General features: G+C 63.5%; 18 protein-coding genes and 1 riboswitch. Of the genes, 9 read left to right on the top strand and 9 right to left on the bottom strand.

Going from position 1 to position 17,124, the window contains the following annotated elements; all coding sequences use genetic code 11:
- Positions 1–123: 123 nt before the first annotated feature.
- Both FG13_RS09680 and FG13_RS09675 read left to right on the top strand, forming a co-directional pair.
- Complete coding sequence (locus tag FG13_RS09680; RefSeq protein ID WP_035820413.1) at positions 124–1,701, top strand: hypothetical protein; 1,578 nt, start codon at positions 124–126, stop codon at positions 1,699–1,701.
- A complete protein-coding gene (locus tag FG13_RS09675; RefSeq protein ID WP_035820412.1) occupies positions 1,698–2,420 on the top strand; it encodes an SDR family oxidoreductase in 723 nt (240 codons plus the stop codon). The genes FG13_RS09680 and FG13_RS09675 overlap by 4 nt, the downstream gene beginning before the upstream one ends.
- A 7-nt stretch (positions 2,421–2,427) precedes the next feature.
- Here the strand turns inward: FG13_RS09675 and FG13_RS09670 are convergent, their stop codons facing one another.
- From FG13_RS09670 to FG13_RS09655, 4 genes are all read right to left on the bottom strand, one after another.
- Positions 2,428–3,222 carry a 4'-phosphopantetheinyl transferase family protein gene (locus FG13_RS09670; protein ID WP_161784170.1) on the bottom strand — a complete coding sequence of 265 codons (795 nt, stop codon included), beginning with the start codon at positions 3,220–3,222 and terminating at the stop codon, positions 2,428–2,430.
- A gap of 345 nt (positions 3,223–3,567) precedes the next feature.
- The gene (locus tag FG13_RS09665) at positions 3,568–4,059 is read right to left on the bottom strand and encodes a hypothetical protein (protein ID WP_152598728.1); all 492 of its coding nucleotides are present in this window, start codon (positions 4,057–4,059) and stop codon (positions 3,568–3,570) included.
- Between the two features lie 99 nt (positions 4,060–4,158).
- A complete protein-coding gene (locus FG13_RS09660) occupies positions 4,159–4,773 on the bottom strand; it encodes a class I SAM-dependent methyltransferase (RefSeq protein WP_035820408.1) in 615 nt (204 codons plus the stop codon).
- Between the two features lie 40 nt (positions 4,774–4,813).
- Positions 4,814–5,449 (bottom strand): TetR/AcrR family transcriptional regulator, encoded by a 636-nt coding sequence (locus tag FG13_RS09655; RefSeq protein ID WP_051958841.1) that lies wholly within the window; start codon positions 5,447–5,449, stop codon positions 4,814–4,816.
- A gap of 67 nt (positions 5,450–5,516) precedes the next feature.
- Between FG13_RS09655 and FG13_RS09650 the strand changes: the two genes are divergently transcribed.
- The 3 genes from FG13_RS09650 to FG13_RS09640 all read left to right on the top strand — a co-directional run bounded on the left by FG13_RS09650 (position 5,517) and on the right by FG13_RS09640 (position 7,269).
- Entirely contained in the window at positions 5,517–6,035 is a 519-nt protein-coding gene (locus FG13_RS09650; RefSeq protein ID WP_035820406.1) for a DUF2867 domain-containing protein, read from the top strand.
- Positions 6,036–6,109: 74 nt separating this feature from the next.
- A complete protein-coding gene (gene pnuC / locus FG13_RS09645; RefSeq protein ID WP_035820404.1) occupies positions 6,110–6,721 on the top strand; it encodes a nicotinamide riboside transporter PnuC in 612 nt (203 codons plus the stop codon).
- A complete protein-coding gene (locus FG13_RS09640) occupies positions 6,721–7,269 on the top strand; it encodes an AAA family ATPase (protein WP_035820402.1) in 549 nt (182 codons plus the stop codon). Before pnuC ends, FG13_RS09640 begins: the two co-directional genes overlap by 1 nt.
- Here FG13_RS09640 and FG13_RS09635 read toward each other — a convergent pair.
- Together FG13_RS09635 and FG13_RS09630 are read right to left on the bottom strand one after the other, a co-directional pair.
- Positions 7,266–9,431: a TonB-dependent siderophore receptor gene (locus tag FG13_RS09635; RefSeq protein ID WP_035820400.1), complete on the bottom strand. Its 2,166-nt coding sequence runs from the start codon at positions 9,429–9,431 to the stop codon at positions 7,266–7,268. The genes FG13_RS09640 and FG13_RS09635 overlap by 4 nt on opposite strands.
- Before the next feature lie 85 nt (positions 9,432–9,516).
- Positions 9,517–9,614, bottom strand: a riboswitch (TPP riboswitch).
- Positions 9,615–9,681: 67 nt separating this feature from the next.
- Positions 9,682–10,839, bottom strand: a complete 1,158-nt coding sequence (locus tag FG13_RS09630; protein WP_035820398.1) for an iron-containing alcohol dehydrogenase — start codon at positions 10,837–10,839, stop codon at positions 9,682–9,684.
- 141 nt (positions 10,840–10,980) lie between these two features.
- Between FG13_RS09630 and FG13_RS09625 the strand changes: the two genes are divergently transcribed.
- Both FG13_RS09625 and FG13_RS09620 read left to right on the top strand, forming a co-directional pair.
- Positions 10,981–11,286 carry a ferritin family protein gene (locus tag FG13_RS09625; RefSeq protein ID WP_035827789.1) on the top strand — a complete coding sequence of 102 codons (306 nt, stop codon included), beginning with the start codon at positions 10,981–10,983 and terminating at the stop codon, positions 11,284–11,286.
- Between the two features lie 93 nt (positions 11,287–11,379).
- Positions 11,380–11,859: an Imm26 family immunity protein gene (locus tag FG13_RS09620; protein WP_035820396.1), complete on the top strand. Its 480-nt coding sequence runs from the start codon at positions 11,380–11,382 to the stop codon at positions 11,857–11,859.
- Positions 11,860–11,907: 48 nt separating this feature from the next.
- On the opposite strand, the gene FG13_RS09615 is transcribed toward FG13_RS09620, so the two are convergent.
- Both FG13_RS09615 and ompR read right to left on the bottom strand, forming a co-directional pair.
- Positions 11,908–13,266 (bottom strand): sensor histidine kinase, encoded by a 1,359-nt coding sequence (locus FG13_RS09615; protein WP_035820395.1) that lies wholly within the window; start codon positions 13,264–13,266, stop codon positions 11,908–11,910.
- 13 nt (positions 13,267–13,279) lie between these two features.
- Positions 13,280–13,981 carry an osmolarity response regulator transcription factor OmpR gene (gene ompR / locus FG13_RS09610; RefSeq protein WP_223278807.1) on the bottom strand — a complete coding sequence of 234 codons (702 nt, stop codon included), beginning with the start codon at positions 13,979–13,981 and terminating at the stop codon, positions 13,280–13,282.
- A 263-nt stretch (positions 13,982–14,244) separates the two neighbouring features.
- On the opposite strand from ompR, the gene FG13_RS09605 reads away from it, so the two are divergent.
- Both FG13_RS09605 and FG13_RS09600 read left to right on the top strand, forming a co-directional pair.
- The gene (locus tag FG13_RS09605; RefSeq protein WP_035820394.1) at positions 14,245–14,634 is read left to right on the top strand and encodes a hypothetical protein; all 390 of its coding nucleotides are present in this window, start codon (positions 14,245–14,247) and stop codon (positions 14,632–14,634) included.
- A gap of 158 nt (positions 14,635–14,792) precedes the next feature.
- The gene (locus tag FG13_RS09600; RefSeq protein WP_051958836.1) at positions 14,793–16,652 is read left to right on the top strand and encodes a flagellar assembly protein A; all 1,860 of its coding nucleotides are present in this window, start codon (positions 14,793–14,795) and stop codon (positions 16,650–16,652) included.
- Here the strand turns inward: FG13_RS09600 and arfB are convergent, their stop codons facing one another.
- The gene (gene arfB, locus FG13_RS09595) at positions 16,653–17,051 is read right to left on the bottom strand and encodes an alternative ribosome rescue aminoacyl-tRNA hydrolase ArfB (protein WP_034749850.1); all 399 of its coding nucleotides are present in this window, start codon (positions 17,049–17,051) and stop codon (positions 16,653–16,655) included.
- Positions 17,052–17,124 lie beyond the last annotated feature (73 nt).

The raw sequence follows: 17,124 nt of genomic DNA, 5'->3' as shown, positions 1-17,124 counted from the left end.
GGTTCCCCGTATAACTGGAGGAAATGACAGTTTCGGCGCAGGGGAGAGATTTCTATACTTGTCCGCGATTCGCCCGCCGGCTGCTGCCTGCAGCCCTGACCTTGTCGCCCTATGAGGAATTTAATGGAAACCCCAACCGTCTCCGCCACGCAAGCCATTCTGGACGATGTGCGCGCGTATTTGCAGAGCAAAAGTAATTTGCCGGTCACCGAGGAACACGCCACCACCAAGCTGCTGGCCAAATCCTTTGACGAAGAGGAAATCCGCCATCGCCGTGCCGCATTCGCCACGAATGGCGAGATCGACTGTACTGCCGTGCTGGCCAACTACGAGTTATTGCATGGCATTAAGTACCTGGACCGCCTGATCAACAATAGCGGCCATGCGGTGCCGGCCCGCGCGGCCATCGCCATCTTCCGTGGCGCCGAGATTTGCCTGAATAATCTGGTGGTGCTGGCGCGCCGCATCACGGACGACGTCAAGCGCGGCCACATGGCCGACGCGTCGCTGAAGATCGGCTGGGCCAATCGTTTCCACGAAACCCTGTACAGCCTGTCCCAGTTGCTGGTGCAGGTGGACCAGGGCGGCCAGCAGGGCGACAGCATCAGCATCCGCGATTCGGTCGTCTTCCAGGATTATCTGGTGCAGGCCGCGCGCATGCACGCCATCCTGCGGGCCGAGGCCACAGAGCAGTACAGCGATCTGGGCGACAAGGATCTCGACGATCCGCAGCGTTTTGTCTTCTTCCACAGCTTCGTCAACAGCAATTACGAGTCGATCTGGCTCAGCGCCATGGAGCAGGTGCGCCTGCCCGGCGTGCGGCGCGAGGCGGGCGAGGACGCTGGCCTGTTCTATCAGCGCCTGATTCAAAATGATGAAGTGCGCGAAGCGGTCAACTGCGTCGACCTCAAGGATCCGACCTGCCTGATGCAATTTCGCGCCTATCACCAGATCAGCGAAGTGCTGGTGGGCCTGGTCAATGAAGTGTCCAGCGAGATCATCGTTGCCTTGCTGGGCAACGAGCAAGCCACGTTCGGCACGCATGCGCGCTCGCTGGCGCTGTGCAGCAAGCTGCTGCAAGTGGTGACCGACAACATCCGTCCCATCGTCCGCACGCTCAGCCCGAAAGCGTATTTCGCCATCCGCCCGGCGCTCGGCATCACCAGCGGCTCGCATTCGCACAACTTGCGCAAGGGCTTGTTCCTGACGATTTATCCGTCGCTGGTCAAAGCCCTGCGCCTGCAACTGGCGGCGATGGATGAACAGCTGGCAGGCGACGACGAGCGGCTGCAGCAGATCGTGCTGGCGTTGCTGCAGCAGCACGGCGACCCGCGCGCCGACATACTGCGCCAGGTGGTGTATATGCATCAATACGTGCGCACCTGGCGCGACGAGCACATGCAGTTCGTCAAGACGCAGATCGGCGTCAGCCCCGAGGACATGACGCCTACCGCGTCGATTTCGGGCGCCGAGAACGCCGCGGTGACGGCCAACGGTTTCCGCCAGGCGCACAAGAACGATCCGATTGCCCCGCTGTACCAGGCCCTGCTCGGCAAGCTGCCCGTGCCGCCGCTGCCTATCGTGCAAAAAGGCGGCTTCGACGAATACATGGCGCATTTCACCGCCAATGCGGTCAAGGAAATGTATGCCGACGTGCAGGATCGCGCCCAGCGCAAACGTCCGGCCAGGATGGCCAGTTGAGCCGCCCGCTCGTCGTGGTGAGCGGCGCCGGTTCCGGGATCGGCGCGGCGGTGGCGCGGCAGTTCAGCGCCGCCGGCCATCCGCTGCTGCTGATCGGCCGCCGCAAGGCGGCACTGGAGGCGCTGGACTTGCCGCAGTCCATCTGTGCCGCGCTGGACGTGGGCGATGCGCAGGCAGTCCAGGACGCCGTGCGCCAGGCGGAGCAGCGCCATGGCACCGTCGACTGCCTGGTCAACAGCGCGGGCATCATGCGGCTGGCCGCGGCCGCCGGGCAGGACGCGGCGGAGTTTGCCGAGATGATCAATACCAATGTCGTCGGCAGCGTCAACCTGGTTCAGAGTGTGTTGCCAGGCATGCTGCGCCAGCGGCGCGGCACGGTCTTCAATGTCAGCTCGATTGCCGGCCGCCAGGCGTTTCCCATGCATGCCGGCTATTGCGCTTCCAAATTTGCCGTCCACGGCTATACGGCGGCGCTGGGGCTGGACATGGCTGAGCACAACATCCGCGTCAGCACCGTCTCGCCCGGCGTGGTCGATACGCCCCTGTTGCGCAGCACGACCTCGGCGTCCGCCCGCGCCATGTTCGAGGAGTGGCTGGGCACGCTCGACTCCCTGCTGGCTCCGGAAGATGTGGCCGGCATCATCGCGTTTGCCTACCAACTGCCGCAGAGCGTGTGCATGCGCGAAATATTCGTCACGTCCACGTCGCAGGGATCCTAGTCAGGAATCACACCCATCCGCGCCAGCCGCAGTGCGTGATGACGGTGTGCGCATCGAGCAAGTCGTAATCTACGGAAAACCGGGCGCTGGCGTGCAGGCGCGGCGACAGCGTCTGGTTGATCCGAAACGTCAGGGTGCGCCTGGCCTCGTCGAATGCGGTCAGTGTCACGGCGGTAAAGTCGAAATAGTAGCCGACCGTGGGAAAGGCGGCCTTGAAAAAACTTTCCTTGGCGGAAAACACCACCGTCATCAAAAACTCCAGGGCGTTCACACTGTTGAGCTGATGCAGCAGGGCAAGCTCGGGCAGGCCGATCGCCGTGCTCAGCAAGGCTTCGCGCATCTCCACACCGACCACCGCTTCAATGTCGATGCCGATGGCTTCGTGCCGCTGCGCCGGCAAGGCCACCGCAGCGGCATAGCCGCCGCCGTGGCTGATGCTGCCGACCACGCCGGCTGGCCACAAAGGCTGGCGCGAGGCGCCGGTGCCGATCTGCGCGTCGACGATGCCGAGGCGCGCCAGCGCGGCGCGCGCTGCCAGCCGGCCGAAAAAATACTCCGCTTGCCGTTTTGGCACGCTGCGCGCGATGGCGGCGGGCAGGGCGATGCCATGCGCGTGGAAGGCGTCACTCTGGAATGGATAGGGCTGGAAATGCAGGACGGTGATCTGCAGCGCAGGCGCCATGCCGTCCTCTGCCTGGTGGATGAATGGCAGGGGCAGGGGAGCCAGCCCTTGCCGCTGTGCTTCATCGCTGGCCGGCAAGCGCCCGGACAGCATGTCAACGCTCGCTTCTGCACGCTTCATCGTCGCCGTTCTATACATTGAGATGGGCATAGATTACCCGATTCCTGCCATCGTGCAAGGTCATTGCTCACGATGGACGACCCGCTTGCCGCAGCGCGTCGCTGGCAGTGCTGGGCGCCTCCCCCTTCAAGGATCAGGCATTGTCAGCCTTTGCCTTCAACGCCGGCCCCTTTCGCTGAGCTTTGACACGAACGCGTGCATGGAAGCCGACGTGCCGGCAATTGGCCAGCTGTGCCATGCTTTCGAGCAAATCAGGACAGGCGCGCGATTGCGGACCGTGGTCACGCAAGTCGATGCCGGTACGCATGAAGAGGAGCGGCTGCTCGATCAGTTGCCTGCCGCATGTTATATCAGGGCTTGCCAGGTTCTGACTTCTTCGTCCGTCAGCACCGGCCCCCAGCCGCCGCGCAGCGCCGCATCGTGCTGCGCATAGTGCGCAAGCTGCGGCACCGCCACGTCATGCCTGGCACAGATGGCAAGGACGGCTTCCAGCTGCCGCCGGCTGGCCGGAAGGTCGTCGCCATACCAGCTACAGGCGCTCGTTTCCAGCACATGCTGAACAAGTTCCTCCAGCGCGCCGAGCAGATGCCCGGGGATGGCCATGCGGATGTCATCGGGCCAGGGATCGCCCATGCCGTTCACGGCCAGGGCAGCAAAGCCGCGTTCCCACGCAGCAAAATCCCCAGGCGCGAGCTGCGCCACTTTCCACACGTGGCCGGTGAACGCGGACAGGGCGGGATGGTGAAGGGCATGCTGCTGGCAAAAGCGTTGCAAACAGGTGAGCGCAAGGCATTGCCGGGCAATCACGGAGAGCGTGTCTAACGATATATTGTGCATAAATATTGTGCATAAATTGACGGCGTTTCAAAAATAATGGCTAGATTCGGCTGACTGCGCGCCGTGCCAACTCCCTGGCGCATGCTGCTTCAGCTTGAATCATTTCTCAAAAACAAGCCAGGACCAGCTCACCCCCGCCTGACGATTCTGCAGTTGCACGGATGGCGCCTGCGTATTCAGTATCACTTTGAGCTGATGCCGCATTGCGAGCTCTGCCGTTTCACTGGCGGATACATCAAAGATGCGACGGCCTTCAGGGGCTGGTCCATGCCTCAGGGACATGACGAGCATTGCGCCGGGCTTGAGTAATATGCTGATATTGCCCATCGCCTCCATTCTTTCTTCCGCTGCCAGATGCATCCAGACGGCCGCGACGACAATCAGGTCATACCTGGTTTGGCGCGCACCTATCGCAGACAGGGCGGGCAGGCTATCGTTCACCCATTCGATGTTGGCCGGGGCGTGCGCCTGCATGCCCGCTGCGCGGAATGCGGCAACGGGCTCAAGCGCGACCACTGTGTGCCCCAGGCTTGCCAGGCACGCCGCGTCGCCGCCTGTCCCGGCGCCGATGTCGAGCACGCTGCTTGCTCGCGTCGGCAAGAGATGAGCAACGGGGCGGTACTTGTCCAGGAAGGCAACGCTGTCGTATCGGGCGATGAGCTGCCCTGCATTGTCTGCATAGCCCTCGGTGCCCGGGACAATGGATGGTTCCATGGGATGTTGCATGATCAGCCGGCGCATCTGGCGATGGCCGTCATTGCTGTTCTCCCGCTTGCTGATGCGCCTGCCGCAACGCCTCCACCGGCAACTGGAAAAAGCGCGGCACCATCGCGGGCGATAAATCGTCGCCGCCGTCCGCCATGGCCAGGCGGCCGCTCAGCAGCAGCATCACGTAGCCGTGGCCCAGCGACCAGCCGGCGCTGGCGGCGGCCTTGTCCCAGCGCGCATCGAGGCCCGCTTCGCGCACGGCCGCGCCGGCCGTTTGCAGCACGTACTGAAAGCACGCCTGCGCCGCTTCCAGCAGGGCGGGGAACTGGCGCACGTCCTGGTGCTCAAACATCAGCCTGTAGTGGGCCGGTGCGGCCAGGGCGAATTCGATGTATTGCTGGCCCAGCAGCTGAAAACGCTGTTCGGAGGGCAGGCTGCCCTGCGGCGGCAGTTCTGCCTCCCACTTGGCGATCAGGCTGGCGAAACCGGCCGCCGCCACGTCGGCCAGCAAGGCTTCCTTGCTGGGGAAGTGGCGGTACACGGCGGCGATCGACACGCCCACCGAGCGCGCCAGTTCGCGCAGCGAGAGGGTGGCGTCGTGCTGCTGCGCCAGTTGCGCGATGGTGGCGGCGACCAGGGTGTCGCGCAGGTTGCCGTGATGGTAAGTACTTGGGCTTGTCATTCTATGTTATCGCTGTTCACATTGTCGTGTATGATGCTCATGTTATCACTGAACACATGGAGAGCACATGCAAGAGATGAACAACGCTGTACGCGCCGTGGCCTTGCCGCCCGGCGCCAGCATCGCCCCCTTGTACCCGGGCAGTCACCTGGCCGACGCGTATGCCGTCGACCTGCCGACCGCGCAGGCGCGCCAGATGGACATGGAAAGCCTGGCCCGCGTGCTGCTGGGCAGCCAGCCGGGCTGGGCGCGCAAGCTGATGGTGGTGCGCGACGCCATCGTGGCGCGCTTCGGCATCCGCACGGCCAGGCAGATGGAAGCCCGGCCAGGCAAGCGCATCGGCATCTTCCGCATCTTTGCCGTCAGTGACGATGAAATCATCGTGGGCGAGGATGACAGCCACCTGGATTTCCGCCTGTCGGTGCTGCGCAACCGCGATGCGGGGCCGCATGGCAGCGTCACCATGTCCAGCGTCGTGCATTGCCATAATGGGGTGGGGCGCGCCTACATTCTGGTGATCCGGCCTTTCCACAAGCTGATCGTGCAGCGCTCGCTGGCGCGCGCCGTCAAGGGCGGCTTCGCCTAAGCGCACTGAGCAGGCAATCTTGCTTATTCAGGGCTGGTATTGCATACTGCACCACCAGCCTCATCACGATTCCCATGAACGATACGCTTCTCCTGCTGGGTTTTGCCACCACGCCGCTTGAACTGATTTCCTTTGTCCTGGCATTGACAACCGTTGCGCTGAACATCCGCCAGAATCACTGGGCGTGGCTGTTCGCCATCATTTCCTCGGCCGCCTACGGTTTTGTGTTTTTCGAGTCGCGCCTGTATGGCGACATGGCCTTGCAACTGCTGTTCATCAGCGTCTCGTTCTGGGGCTGGTACCAGTGGCTGCATCCGGCCAGCGGCGGCAAGACCTTGCCCGTCACGCGCCTTGATGGCCGCGGCTGGATGGCTTGCGCCGCAGGCTGGCTGGTCGGCTTCCTGCTGATCGCCTGGCTGCTGACGACGACGGACACGGACGTGCCCCATGCGGACGGTTTCCTCACGGCAGGCAGCCTGGTGGGGCAATTCCTGCTGTCGCGCAAGAAGCTGGAAAACTGGATCGCCTGGATCATCGTCGACGTGCTGTACGTGTGGCTGTATGTGCACAAGGGCCTGACCCTGACGGCCGTGCTGTATGGCTTCTTCGTCGTGATGGCCATCATCGGCTTGCTGGCGTGGAGAAAGTCGGCACCGGCCGCGCCGAGCGCGATGGTCCTCAAGTGATGGGCCAGTGCGTGCGCGTCGCCATCCTGGGCGCGGAATCGTCGGGCAAGTCGACCCTGGCGGCGGCCCTGGCCGAACGCCACGGCAGCGTATGGGTACCGGAATATTTACGTGAATTTGTCGAGACCGAGGGCAGGGTGCCCGTTGCGGCTGACCAGTTCGGCATTGCGCGAACGCAAGTCGAACGCGAAGCGGCAGCCACTGCGCAAGCGCATAATTTCCTGTTTTGCGACACGACGCCGTTGATGACGGTGGTCTACAGCCGCCATTATTTCCATGGTGCCGATGCGCCGCTGGCGGCGCTGGCCGATACCACGCGCTACGATCTGACCCTGGTGACGGCGCCCGACAGTCCCTGGGTGGCCGACGGCTTGCAGCGCGAGTCGGAAGCCGTGCGCCAGCTGATCTACCGCTACCTGCTCGACGAGCTCGACGCGCGCGGTATTGTCTACCACGTGCTGCACGACAGCCTGGAGGCGCGCCTGGAACAGGCAACGCCTTTGCTGCAGCAGGCGCTCGCTGCAGCGCCTGCCATTTCCCTCACTTAAAAGTCAAACTGCGCCGACACCTTGAACGTGCGGCTGGCGCCCGGGAACAGGTAGCCGCCTGCTTCCGGCGTCACGTCGCGCCAGTAGAACTTGTCGGCCACGTTGTTGACGCTGGCGCGCAGCACGGCGCGCGTGCCAGCGATGCGCGTGGCCCAGGCGGCGCCCAGGTTGAACACGCTGTACGAGGGCACGAAGGTGGTATTGTTGTTCTCGAACGCCTTCTTGCCCGCATATTCCCAGCTGCCATTCACGCTCAGGCCCGCCACTTGCGGCACGGCATAGTCGGCCCGCACGGCGGCCTTGAAGGCGGGCACGTTGGGCACGCGCTTGCCATCGTAGTCAGCACTGCCCGTATCTGATTGCTGGCTGTTCAGGGCCGTTACGGAGGCGCCCAGGTTCAGGTTGGCGAAAGCCTTGCCCTGGGCCGACAGTTCCAGTCCACGGTGCTGGGCCTGGCCTGCGCGCACGAAGTTGTAGGTGCTCATGCTGCTGTCGAGGTACTGGTTGAATTCCAGGCCCTTGCGGATCTGGAACAGGGTGGCGGCGACCATGAAGTCGGGCGTCAGGTCCGCCTTCACGCCCAGTTCGATCTGCTTCGAGCGGCTAGGCGTCAGTTCCACGTTGGCGTTTTCCGCATAGCGGTCGGCCGTGCCGCCGTGTTCCATGCCCTGCGAGTACGATGCGTAGACAGCGATATTGTCTTGCGGGTTGTACACCAGCGCCACGTTCGGCAGCAGGAAGTCGTGCCTGGCGCGGATTTCCTTGTCGGCCTTGAGCACGTACTGATAGCCATCGACATCGATGTGGCGCACGCCGCCATGCAGCTTCCAGTTCGGTGCCAGGCTGACGATGTCCTGCACGAAGACGGATTTTTCCTTGTCGTTGCGCACCAGGCGCACGGGACCCGTGACACCGTCGGATGGGGCGACGATGACGGGGCGGTAGATATTGCTGATGCCCACTTCGTCATACACATACTTGCCGGCGCGGTCCTTGCGGTTGAAATACGACACGCCCGCCGTGACCTCATGGCGCAGGCTGCCCGTGGTGAACTTGCCCTGGATCATGGCTTGCGCGCTCAGGGGCTTTTTCGTTTCGCCCAGGCTGCGGAAGTCCCACACGGAGAAATCGCCATTGCTGCAGAACACAGGCATCCAGCCTTCCGGACTGCATCCATACGGGTAGGCCGTGTAGTCGTCGCGCTTGAACGTGTGCTGGTTCGCGGACAGGGTGGCGTGCCAGTCCTCATTGAAGGCGTACTGGAAGCGCAGGCCCAGGTTGCTGGTGACGGTTTCCACCGGGTGCGTCCACGGTTGCTTGTTGAGCATGGCGTCGGCGCTGACGTTGGCCGGCAAGCTGCCATTGCTCAGCAGCTGGAAGCCGGGCGCCGTTACTTGCGCCTTGTCCTGGTAGTCGGCGTCGAGTTGCAGCAGCGCTTGCGGCGAAATCTGCCAGTCGAAGGCGCCGGAAATGAATTTACGGTTGCCGTCCGCGCCCTTGATGTAGGAGCGCAGGCGCTCGGCCGCCACGTTGACGCGGTAGCCGAAGCGCGTGTCTTCCAGGCGGCCGCCCAGGTCGACGGCGCCGTACAGGGTACCCCGTTCGCGCGTTTCCACGGTGACGGTGCGCAATGGCGCGGCGGTCGGGCGCTTGACGATGAAGTCGATCACGCCGCCCGGCGCGGCCACGCCTGCCTGCAAGCCGGCCAGGCCTTTCAGCACTTCGATGCGTTCCTTGTTTTCCAACGGAATTTGCGTGTCGCCAGGGATCGCCACGCCATCCTTGCGGTAGCTGGAATTGTTGTCGAGCTTGAAGCCGCGGATGGAAAATTGCTCCGCATAGCCGACGGCGTTGTAGGCGTCGTTGATGCTGGTGTCGAGCTTGACGGCGTCGCTGAGATTGCGAATTTGCAAGTCCTGCATGTCTTTTTGCGAAATGACGGTGACGGACGCCGGCGTCTGCAGCAGCGGCGCGTCGGAAAAACCGCCCACGGAGGCGCGTCTGGCGGCCGGCGCCTTGCTGGCCGTGACGACGACTTCAGCCATGCTTTGCGCCTGCGGGTCGGCGGCTTCGGCGGTGTCATTCGCGGCAAAGGCCGGTGCGGCAAATGCGTGCAGGATGGCCAGGGTCAAAACAGAAACGGATAAATTCGGTGAGGACATAGATTGCTCGTGGTTCAAGCCGACTCGGTAAAGAGCACGGCAGGCTGCTTGTTCGGCTGGCGCCAACGCAGGAGCTATCAAAGGAGGGAGGTACTTTGCGCTTTCCTTCGCTGGCATTATCCAGATCAGGTACGAAGGGTATCTCTCACCCGGATGACTGCTCCAGGACCCCTAGCGAAATGACAGCTTAGCATGAACCACGGCCAGCTGTCCCACCCGGCTGACCGTTTTACAACAGTGTGTATGGAATCTACAGGCTCAGTTCCAGCACCTTGCGGCTGACGGCAGGCGTCACTTCACGCTGTTCGCCCAGCGCCGTCATGCCGTGCGCGTCGAGGGCGGAGACGACGGCATCCACGCTGGCGTGATTCAGGCCATAGTCGGCCAGGCGCGTCTTGACGCCCATGTGCCGGAAGAAGAATTCCGTGCGCGCGATGGCGGCCTCGATGCGTCCATCCTCGTCACCGCCGTCGAGTCCCCACACGCGGGCCGCGTACTGCAGCAGCTTGGCGCGCTTGGCCTGCTTGCGCACGCGCAGCATGCTGGGCAGGATGATGGCCAGGGTCTGCGCGTGGTCGAGCTCGTACAAGGCCGTCAATTCGTGGCCGATGGCGTGCGTGGACCAGTCCTGCGGCACGCCCACGCCGATCAGGCCGTTCAAGGCCAGGGTGGCGCTCCACATCACGTTGGCGCGCACGTCGTAGTCGTCCGGGTGCGACAGGGCCTTCGGGCCTTCCTCGATCAGGGTCAATAAAATGCCTTCGGCGAAACGGTCCTGCACGGACGCGTTCACAGGGTAAGTCAGGTATTGCTCCATGACGTGCGCAAACGCATCGACGACGCCATTGCCCACCTGGCGCAGCGGTAATGTAAAGGTCTTCGACGGATCCAGCACGGAGAATTTCGGATACACCTTGCGGCTCATGAACGAGCGTTTTTCCTGCGTCGCCTTGCGCGTGATCACGGCCGAACCATTCATTTCGGACCCCGTGGCCGGCAACGTCAAGACGGTGCCGAAGGGCAGGGCGGCCTCGACGATCTTGCCGCCCTTGGCCAGGATGTCCCACGCCTCGCCCTCATGCAGGGCGGCCGCGGCGATGAACTTGGTGCCATCGACCACGGAGCCGCCGCCGACGGCCAGCAGGAAATCGATGCGCTCGCTTTTCACCATGGCCACGGCCTGCATCAGGGTTTCATAGCTGGGATTGGGTTCGATGCCGGCAAATTCCAGCACCGTATGGCCGGCCAGCGCCGCCCTGACTTCATCATAGACGCCGTTCTGCCTGATGCTGCCGCCGCCATACGTCATGAGCACTCTGGCCTGCGGCGGGATCAGCGCCGTGATGGCGGCGATCTGGCCCTGGCCGAAAAGGATTTGCGTCGGATTGTAAAAGTCGAAATTGAACATGGGGCTCCTGCTGCTGGGTTTAGGCTGTTGCTGAGCCATGATTATGGCCGAACGGGTGGAAACGTGTCGTGGACGCTTGAGCTTTTCGTCCGCGCGGTGGAGAATGCAGCCGATGTCACCACTACGCGAAAAGGAATGCGCATGACCAACGTCCCACTGGAAGAATCCGGCTTGCCGGCCACCGCGCTCGACATGCACCGCGCCATCGGCGCCACCATCGCCGCGCTGCAGGCGCTGGACCTGAACAGCCAGCGCTTCGAGGCGTGCACGGACCCGGAACTGCGCCGCGTGCTGGCGCATGCGGGCGACACCAGCCGCAAGGAAGCGGCCATGCTGCTCGAATGGATGCGCCGCCGCGATGCGCGCCTGGACACGGCCATGAAGGAAGCGCTGTTCAAGGCGGGGCCAATTGTTGCCCAGTATCACTATGACGAGAAAATATTGTAACTATTGGTTTGTTGTCGTGGCGTACCATGCGCCACTTTCGCATCGCTTCGCGTAGACTGTGCCCCGAATACGATTTTGGGGGAGTTTGCAGAAATGAAATCATTACCATACCGAGAAGGCAGCTGGTTTGCCGTGCCCCTGCCGGGCGGCGGTTATGCCGTCGGCGTGGTGGCGCGCAGGGCGCCTGCCGGGCGCATCATGCTGGCGTATATGTTCGGGCCGAAGCGCGACAGCTTGCCCACGCTGGACGAGCTGGAAGGCTTGCGGCCGGAACAGGCCGTGCGCCGCCTGCGCACGGGCGACATGGCCCTGCTCAACGAGCGCTGGCCCCTGCTGGGCGACAGCCCGCACTGGAACCGCGACGACTGGCCCATGCCGGCCTTTATCCGCCGCAATGAATCCCTGCAGCGCGCCTGGCGCGCCAGTTATGCGGACGCCGATCCTGCCAAGCTGAATCGCGAGGAATCGATCCCCTTCGACACGCCGGGCATGGAAAGCGATTCCCTGTACGGCTATGGGGCGACGGAATTGTTGATGAATAAATTGCTGGCGCAGGAGCAGGCGTCGGCTTGACCGTTGTTGGCTGTTCTTGTCGGATTACGCGGTTCCCGCTAATCCGACCTACGCCGCTGGCAAACTGATCTGAAACGCCAGCCCGCCGCCTTCGCGGTTGCGCACTTGTAAATCGGCGCCATGGCGCAGCAGCACGCGGTCGACGATGGCCAGGCCCAGGCCGGCGCCATTCGCCTGCCCACGCGCCGTGTCGAGGCGGGTGAACGGCTTCATCAGCTGCTCGATCTTTTCCGCCGGCACGCCCGTGCCATGGTCCTGCACTTCGATGATCACCTTTTTCGCGCCGTGGCTGGTGCGTACCTGACAGGCGATGTCGATTTCCGTCACGTCGCTGCCCGGCGTCTTGCCATAGCGGCGCGCATTTTCGATCAGGTTGTTCAATACGCGGCGTAAATCGGTGGGGTTGCCCATCGCATGCGCGCCGTCGGCGATGCTGGCGTTGATCTTCACGTCCGGCAGGCGCATCGCTTCGCGCGTCATGTCGGTCAGCAAACCGCTGAGGTCGACGTCCGTAAAGCTCGACGCTTCCGTCGGCTTGGCATAGTCGAGGAACTGGCCGATGATGGCGTCCATCTGCCCGATGTCGGACTGGATGCCTTCGCGCGCCTCGTCCGACAGGTTGGCCATTTCCACTTCCAGCTGCATGCGCGCCAGCGGCGTGCGCAAATCGTGCGAAATGCCGGCCAGAATCACGGCGCGGTCCGATTCCACCTGTTTTAAATCATCGACCATCTGGTTGAAGCTGCGGTTCGCCTCGATGATTTCGATCGGGCCTTTTTCCGGCAGCGGCGCCGGTTGCTTGCCCTTGGCGATGTCGCGCGCGGCCGCCGTCAAACGCGACAGCGGCAGATTGATCAGGCTGGAAATGATGGCCGCGCCCAGCAGGGACAGCAGCGACACCAGGCTGGCCCAGCCCAGCCACTGGAAGCCCGTCAGGCCGCGCAGGCGCTCGCGGTCCAGCATCAGCCAGTACTCGTCGTCATCGATCTTGAAGCTGACCCAGAAGCCGGCCACGCCGTTGACGCGCGCGGAAAAGCGCGTGTCCTTGCCCAGCTTGGCCTTCACCTGCGCCTCGATCTCGGGCATCAGGTAATTGTCGGGCGGCGGCTCGATGCGGTCGTCCTCTTCCAGCGAGAAGATGCGGATGCCTTCATTGCTGACGAGGTCGAACAGCAGCTCGCGCCGCAGCTCGGGCGCCGAGTGCGTCAATGCCGCATGCGTGATGGTGACGACGGAAATGATCTGGGCGGAAATCTGCTGCGCCTGCGGCTCGCGCTGGATGACGGAAATCATGCCGATCCAGGTGATCATGCTGACGGTGGTCAAAGTACCCAGCAGCAAAAAGGTGCGCCAGAACAGGCCGCTTTTCAGCCGCGCCAGGCTGATATCGGGAACAAGCTTCATCATGCCTCGCCTGCGATCAGCGCGGCTGTCCGTCCGGAATGAAAACGTAGCCGAGGCCCCACACGGTCTGGATGAACAGCGGGCTCGACGGATCTGGTTCGATCAGTTTGCGCAGGCGCGAGATTTGCACATCCAGGCTGCGGTCGAACACTTCGTATTCGCGGCCGCGCGCCAGTTCCATCAATTTTTCGCGCGACAGCGGCTGGCGCGCATGGCGGGCAAACACTTTCAGCACAGAAAACTCGCCCGTCGTCAGCGGCACCGTTTCGCCATTCTTTTTCAGGGTACGCGTGCCCAGGTCCAGCACGAAGTCGCCGAACTCGAAGGTTTGCGGCGTTTCCGACGGCGCGCCGGGGATTTCATCGGGACCCTTGCGGCGCAGTACGGCGCCAATGCGGGCCACCAGCTCGCGCGGATTGAACGGTTTCGGCAGGTAATCGTCGGCACCCATTTCCAGGCCCACGATACGGTCCACGTCTTCGCCCTTGGCCGTCAGCATGATGATCGGCGTCTGGTCGCCCGCGCCGCGCAGGCGGCGGCAGATCGACAGGCCGTCTTCGCCCGGCAGCATCAAATCCAGCACCAGCAAGTCGTAGCGTTCGCGCAGCCACAGTTTGTTCATGGCCGTCGCGCTCTCTGCCGTGAAGACATTGAAGCCCTGTTCGGTCAGGTAGCGGCGCAGCAGGTCGCGCAGGCGCACATCGTCATCGACCACCATGATTTTTGCCTGGTGGCCGTGAATCGATTGCGTTGTTGTGTTGCTGCCGGAAGTGGAGGTTGTGGTCATTTAGGGTGTCGTGTTATCTTATATTAGTTGCTATAGTAACGCCTCGCGCGGCGTCGGCAAGGGGCTGTGGCGACCCATTACAAAGTGTTACAAACTTTACCCAATTACTCTTACTGCACCGTGTAAAGCATCATACACTGGGGCCACAGTGGAAATCAGCTTTAGTTTATACGGCATCGCGGAAGAGGAACTCAATGAATATCTTTACTAAAAAAATTCACGCCGCTCCCAGCGCAGCTATCGCCGCACGCACGACTGTGCTGTCCGCATTTGCCATTTGTTCCGTGTTTGCCGCCAGCCTGGCATCGGCGCAAAACCAGCCGCCGCCACGCCGTGACGACCAGCAGCAAATGCAGGCCCAGCGGTATGAGCAGGTACAGCGCAGCAACAGCAATGATACGCGACTGCGCGAACAGCGTGACGCACGCAGTTTCGACACGCGTGCCGAAGAGCAGCGCCGCGGCAACGAGGGCGCCGACGCTTCGCGCCGTACGGGCCGCATGACGCCCGACGAGCGGCGCGACCTGCGCCGCCAGATCAACGAAGTGGGCCAGGACATTTACTCGAATCCGCCGCGCCGCTAGGCATCCATCCCCCTCCGACAGGGCCATCTCGCAAGAGGTGGCCCTGTTTGCATTTGGCCACCAACATTGTTGCTCAGTCAGGCACACGGCCACGCCCCGTGATATTGTTCTAACGCAATGAGGCAATTCTCTGACATTGTTGCTGGGGGAGGCAAGTGGTGAGCGACGACGACACACGCGTTCCGGATGCGGCCCCCGCAGGCGGCCTGCCGCACGGCCTGCTCCAGCGCGACGAGGGCGTGTTCCTGGATCTGTCGCTGGCGCCGGCGCAGCTGCGCGCCGCCGTCGACCAGCTGTTCCAGTCGGGCCAGCTGCTGGCCGGCCTCGATTACGGCTTGTTCCTGCTGACCCTGTTCCATGCCCCCGCTCCCCGCGCCGCGCCCAAGGGCGACGCCTTGCTGCGCATCGCCGTGCGCGTGGCGCCATTCCCGCCCCCGCGCCGCGCGCTGTATCAGCAAATCAAGATCCGTGGCGACAGCGCCGAGTTTTACTTTGAAGCGTTGACGGCGGACGCGGATGGCCAGGTGCCGGCGCGCCGCGAGTTCGACGAGCTGGTGGCCGACCTGTGGTGCAAGGGCGTGCACTACGGCATCGATAGCGTGGCCGTGCGCGCCATGCTCGCCAGCGGCAAGGCCGAGCGCATCACGGTGGCACGGGTGCTGCAGCCGCAGCCGGGGCGCGACGCCCAGCTGGTGGAAGTGTCGCAGGGCATCCACCGCGACGATGCGCCGCGCGAACGCTCCGATGGCCGCCTGGATTTGCTCAGTTTCAAGAACCGCTTTCCGCAAGTGAAAAAACACGCGCGCCTGCTGCGTCTGCTGCCAGGTACACCCGGCTTGCCAGGCTACGACCTGGCCGGCAAGGCGCTGCCGCCGCCCGCGCCGCTGGAACTGGACCTGGCCACGGTGGCGGGGCCAGGCACGGCGGTCGAGTATTTCAGCGATGGCGCTTTTCTCGTGGCCACCCAGGATGGCTACGTGAATGTGGATGAGCACGGCAAGATGTCGATCGAAAACAAGATCGTCAGCCGCGAAGGCGTCAGCAGCCGCACCACGGGCAATCTGAAGCTGCGCGCCGCCTACGAGGAATATGGCGAAGTGCAGGAGCAGCGCCAGCTCGACGGCAGCGACATCACCATCCATGGCGACGTGTATGGCCATTTGCACTCGCATGGCGGGTTGATATGGTTGCAGCGCAACCTGGTGGGCGGCACGGCCTTCAATGAACATGGCGACGTGCGCGTCGAGGGCGTCGCTTCCGGTTCCGTGCTGCAGGCGCTGAGCGGTGAAGTGCACGTAAAACGCGCGGAAAGCTGCGTCATCGCCGGCACGCGCGTGGTGATCGACAGCGCCAGCAATTGCGAAATCATCGCCGACGAGGTCGTCATCGAACTGGCCGAAGGCTGCGCCGTGGCGGCGCGCACCATCCGCATCGGTAGCGCCGGCCCCCGCAGGCAGGTGGAAATGCTGCTCTTTCCCTTGGTACCCGACCTGAGCGCCCTCGATCAAAAGATTGCCGAGAGCCTGGCGAAGGCGGCGCAGTACCTGCAGGTGCAGCACAAGCGCCAGCAGGAAATCGATGCCATCGCGCAATTGCCCGAGGTGCGCAACTACCTGACCCTGGCGGGCCAGCTGCGGCGCGGCGAGCTGCAGTTGCAGCCAACGCAGCAGGTGCAGTACGACAAGCTGGCCGCACGCATCGCTCCCGTCCTGAAAGAGGTGGCGCGCCTGCGCCTGGAAGTAAAACAGTCGGAAATCCTGCACGCGCAGATGCTGGCGCTGGTGGCGCAGCTGCGCCAGGAACGGCAGGCAACGGCCGGCCAGTCGCGCTGCACCCTGGGTCTGATCGATGGCGAGACGACGGTGCGCGCCCTGGTCGTGCCGCCTGGGCCGGCCAAGGTCTACGACCGGCCGCCGAAGGAAATCAAGGCCTTGCTGCGCAGCGCCACGCCGGCCACGCAGCCCGTGTTTGCGGACAGCACGGGCAGCCTGGACTGGACGTACCAGCCACCGCCGTAATCAGTCCGTCACTTTTCCGCGCGATTGTTTCAGCACGCTGTGCGTGCTCTTGCTGTCGAGGCGGCGCCGCTGCGAGCTGCGCGTGGGCTTGGTGGCGCGGCGCACGGCGGGCAGGAAGGTCACGCTGTCGATGATTTCCTGCAAGCGCCGCAACGCTTCTTCCTTGTTCTGCTCCTGGCTGCGCGACTGCTGCGCCTTGAGCACCAGCACGCCATCCTTGCTGATGCGGCTGTCGCGCAGGGCCAGCAGTCGTTCCTTGTATGCTTCCGGCAGCGACGAGGCGGCGATGGGGAAGCGCAAATGGATGGCGCTGGACACCTTGTTGACGTTCTGCCCGCCCGGCCCCTGGGCGCGGATGGCGGAAAATTCAACTTCAGCGGGATTGACGAGGTGTTGCATGGCCTGCCTGTGGGGAAACGATGGGGGTATTGTAAGGGAAGATGGCTGCGCCGGCGCAATGCCGGACTGGTCA

Source organism: Janthinobacterium sp. RA13, from assembly GCF_000745325.1.
In the GTDB taxonomy this organism is placed as follows: domain Bacteria; phylum Pseudomonadota; class Gammaproteobacteria; order Burkholderiales; family Burkholderiaceae_D; genus Janthinobacterium; species Janthinobacterium rivuli.
This window is presented reverse-complemented; position numbering and strand designations above follow the sequence as displayed.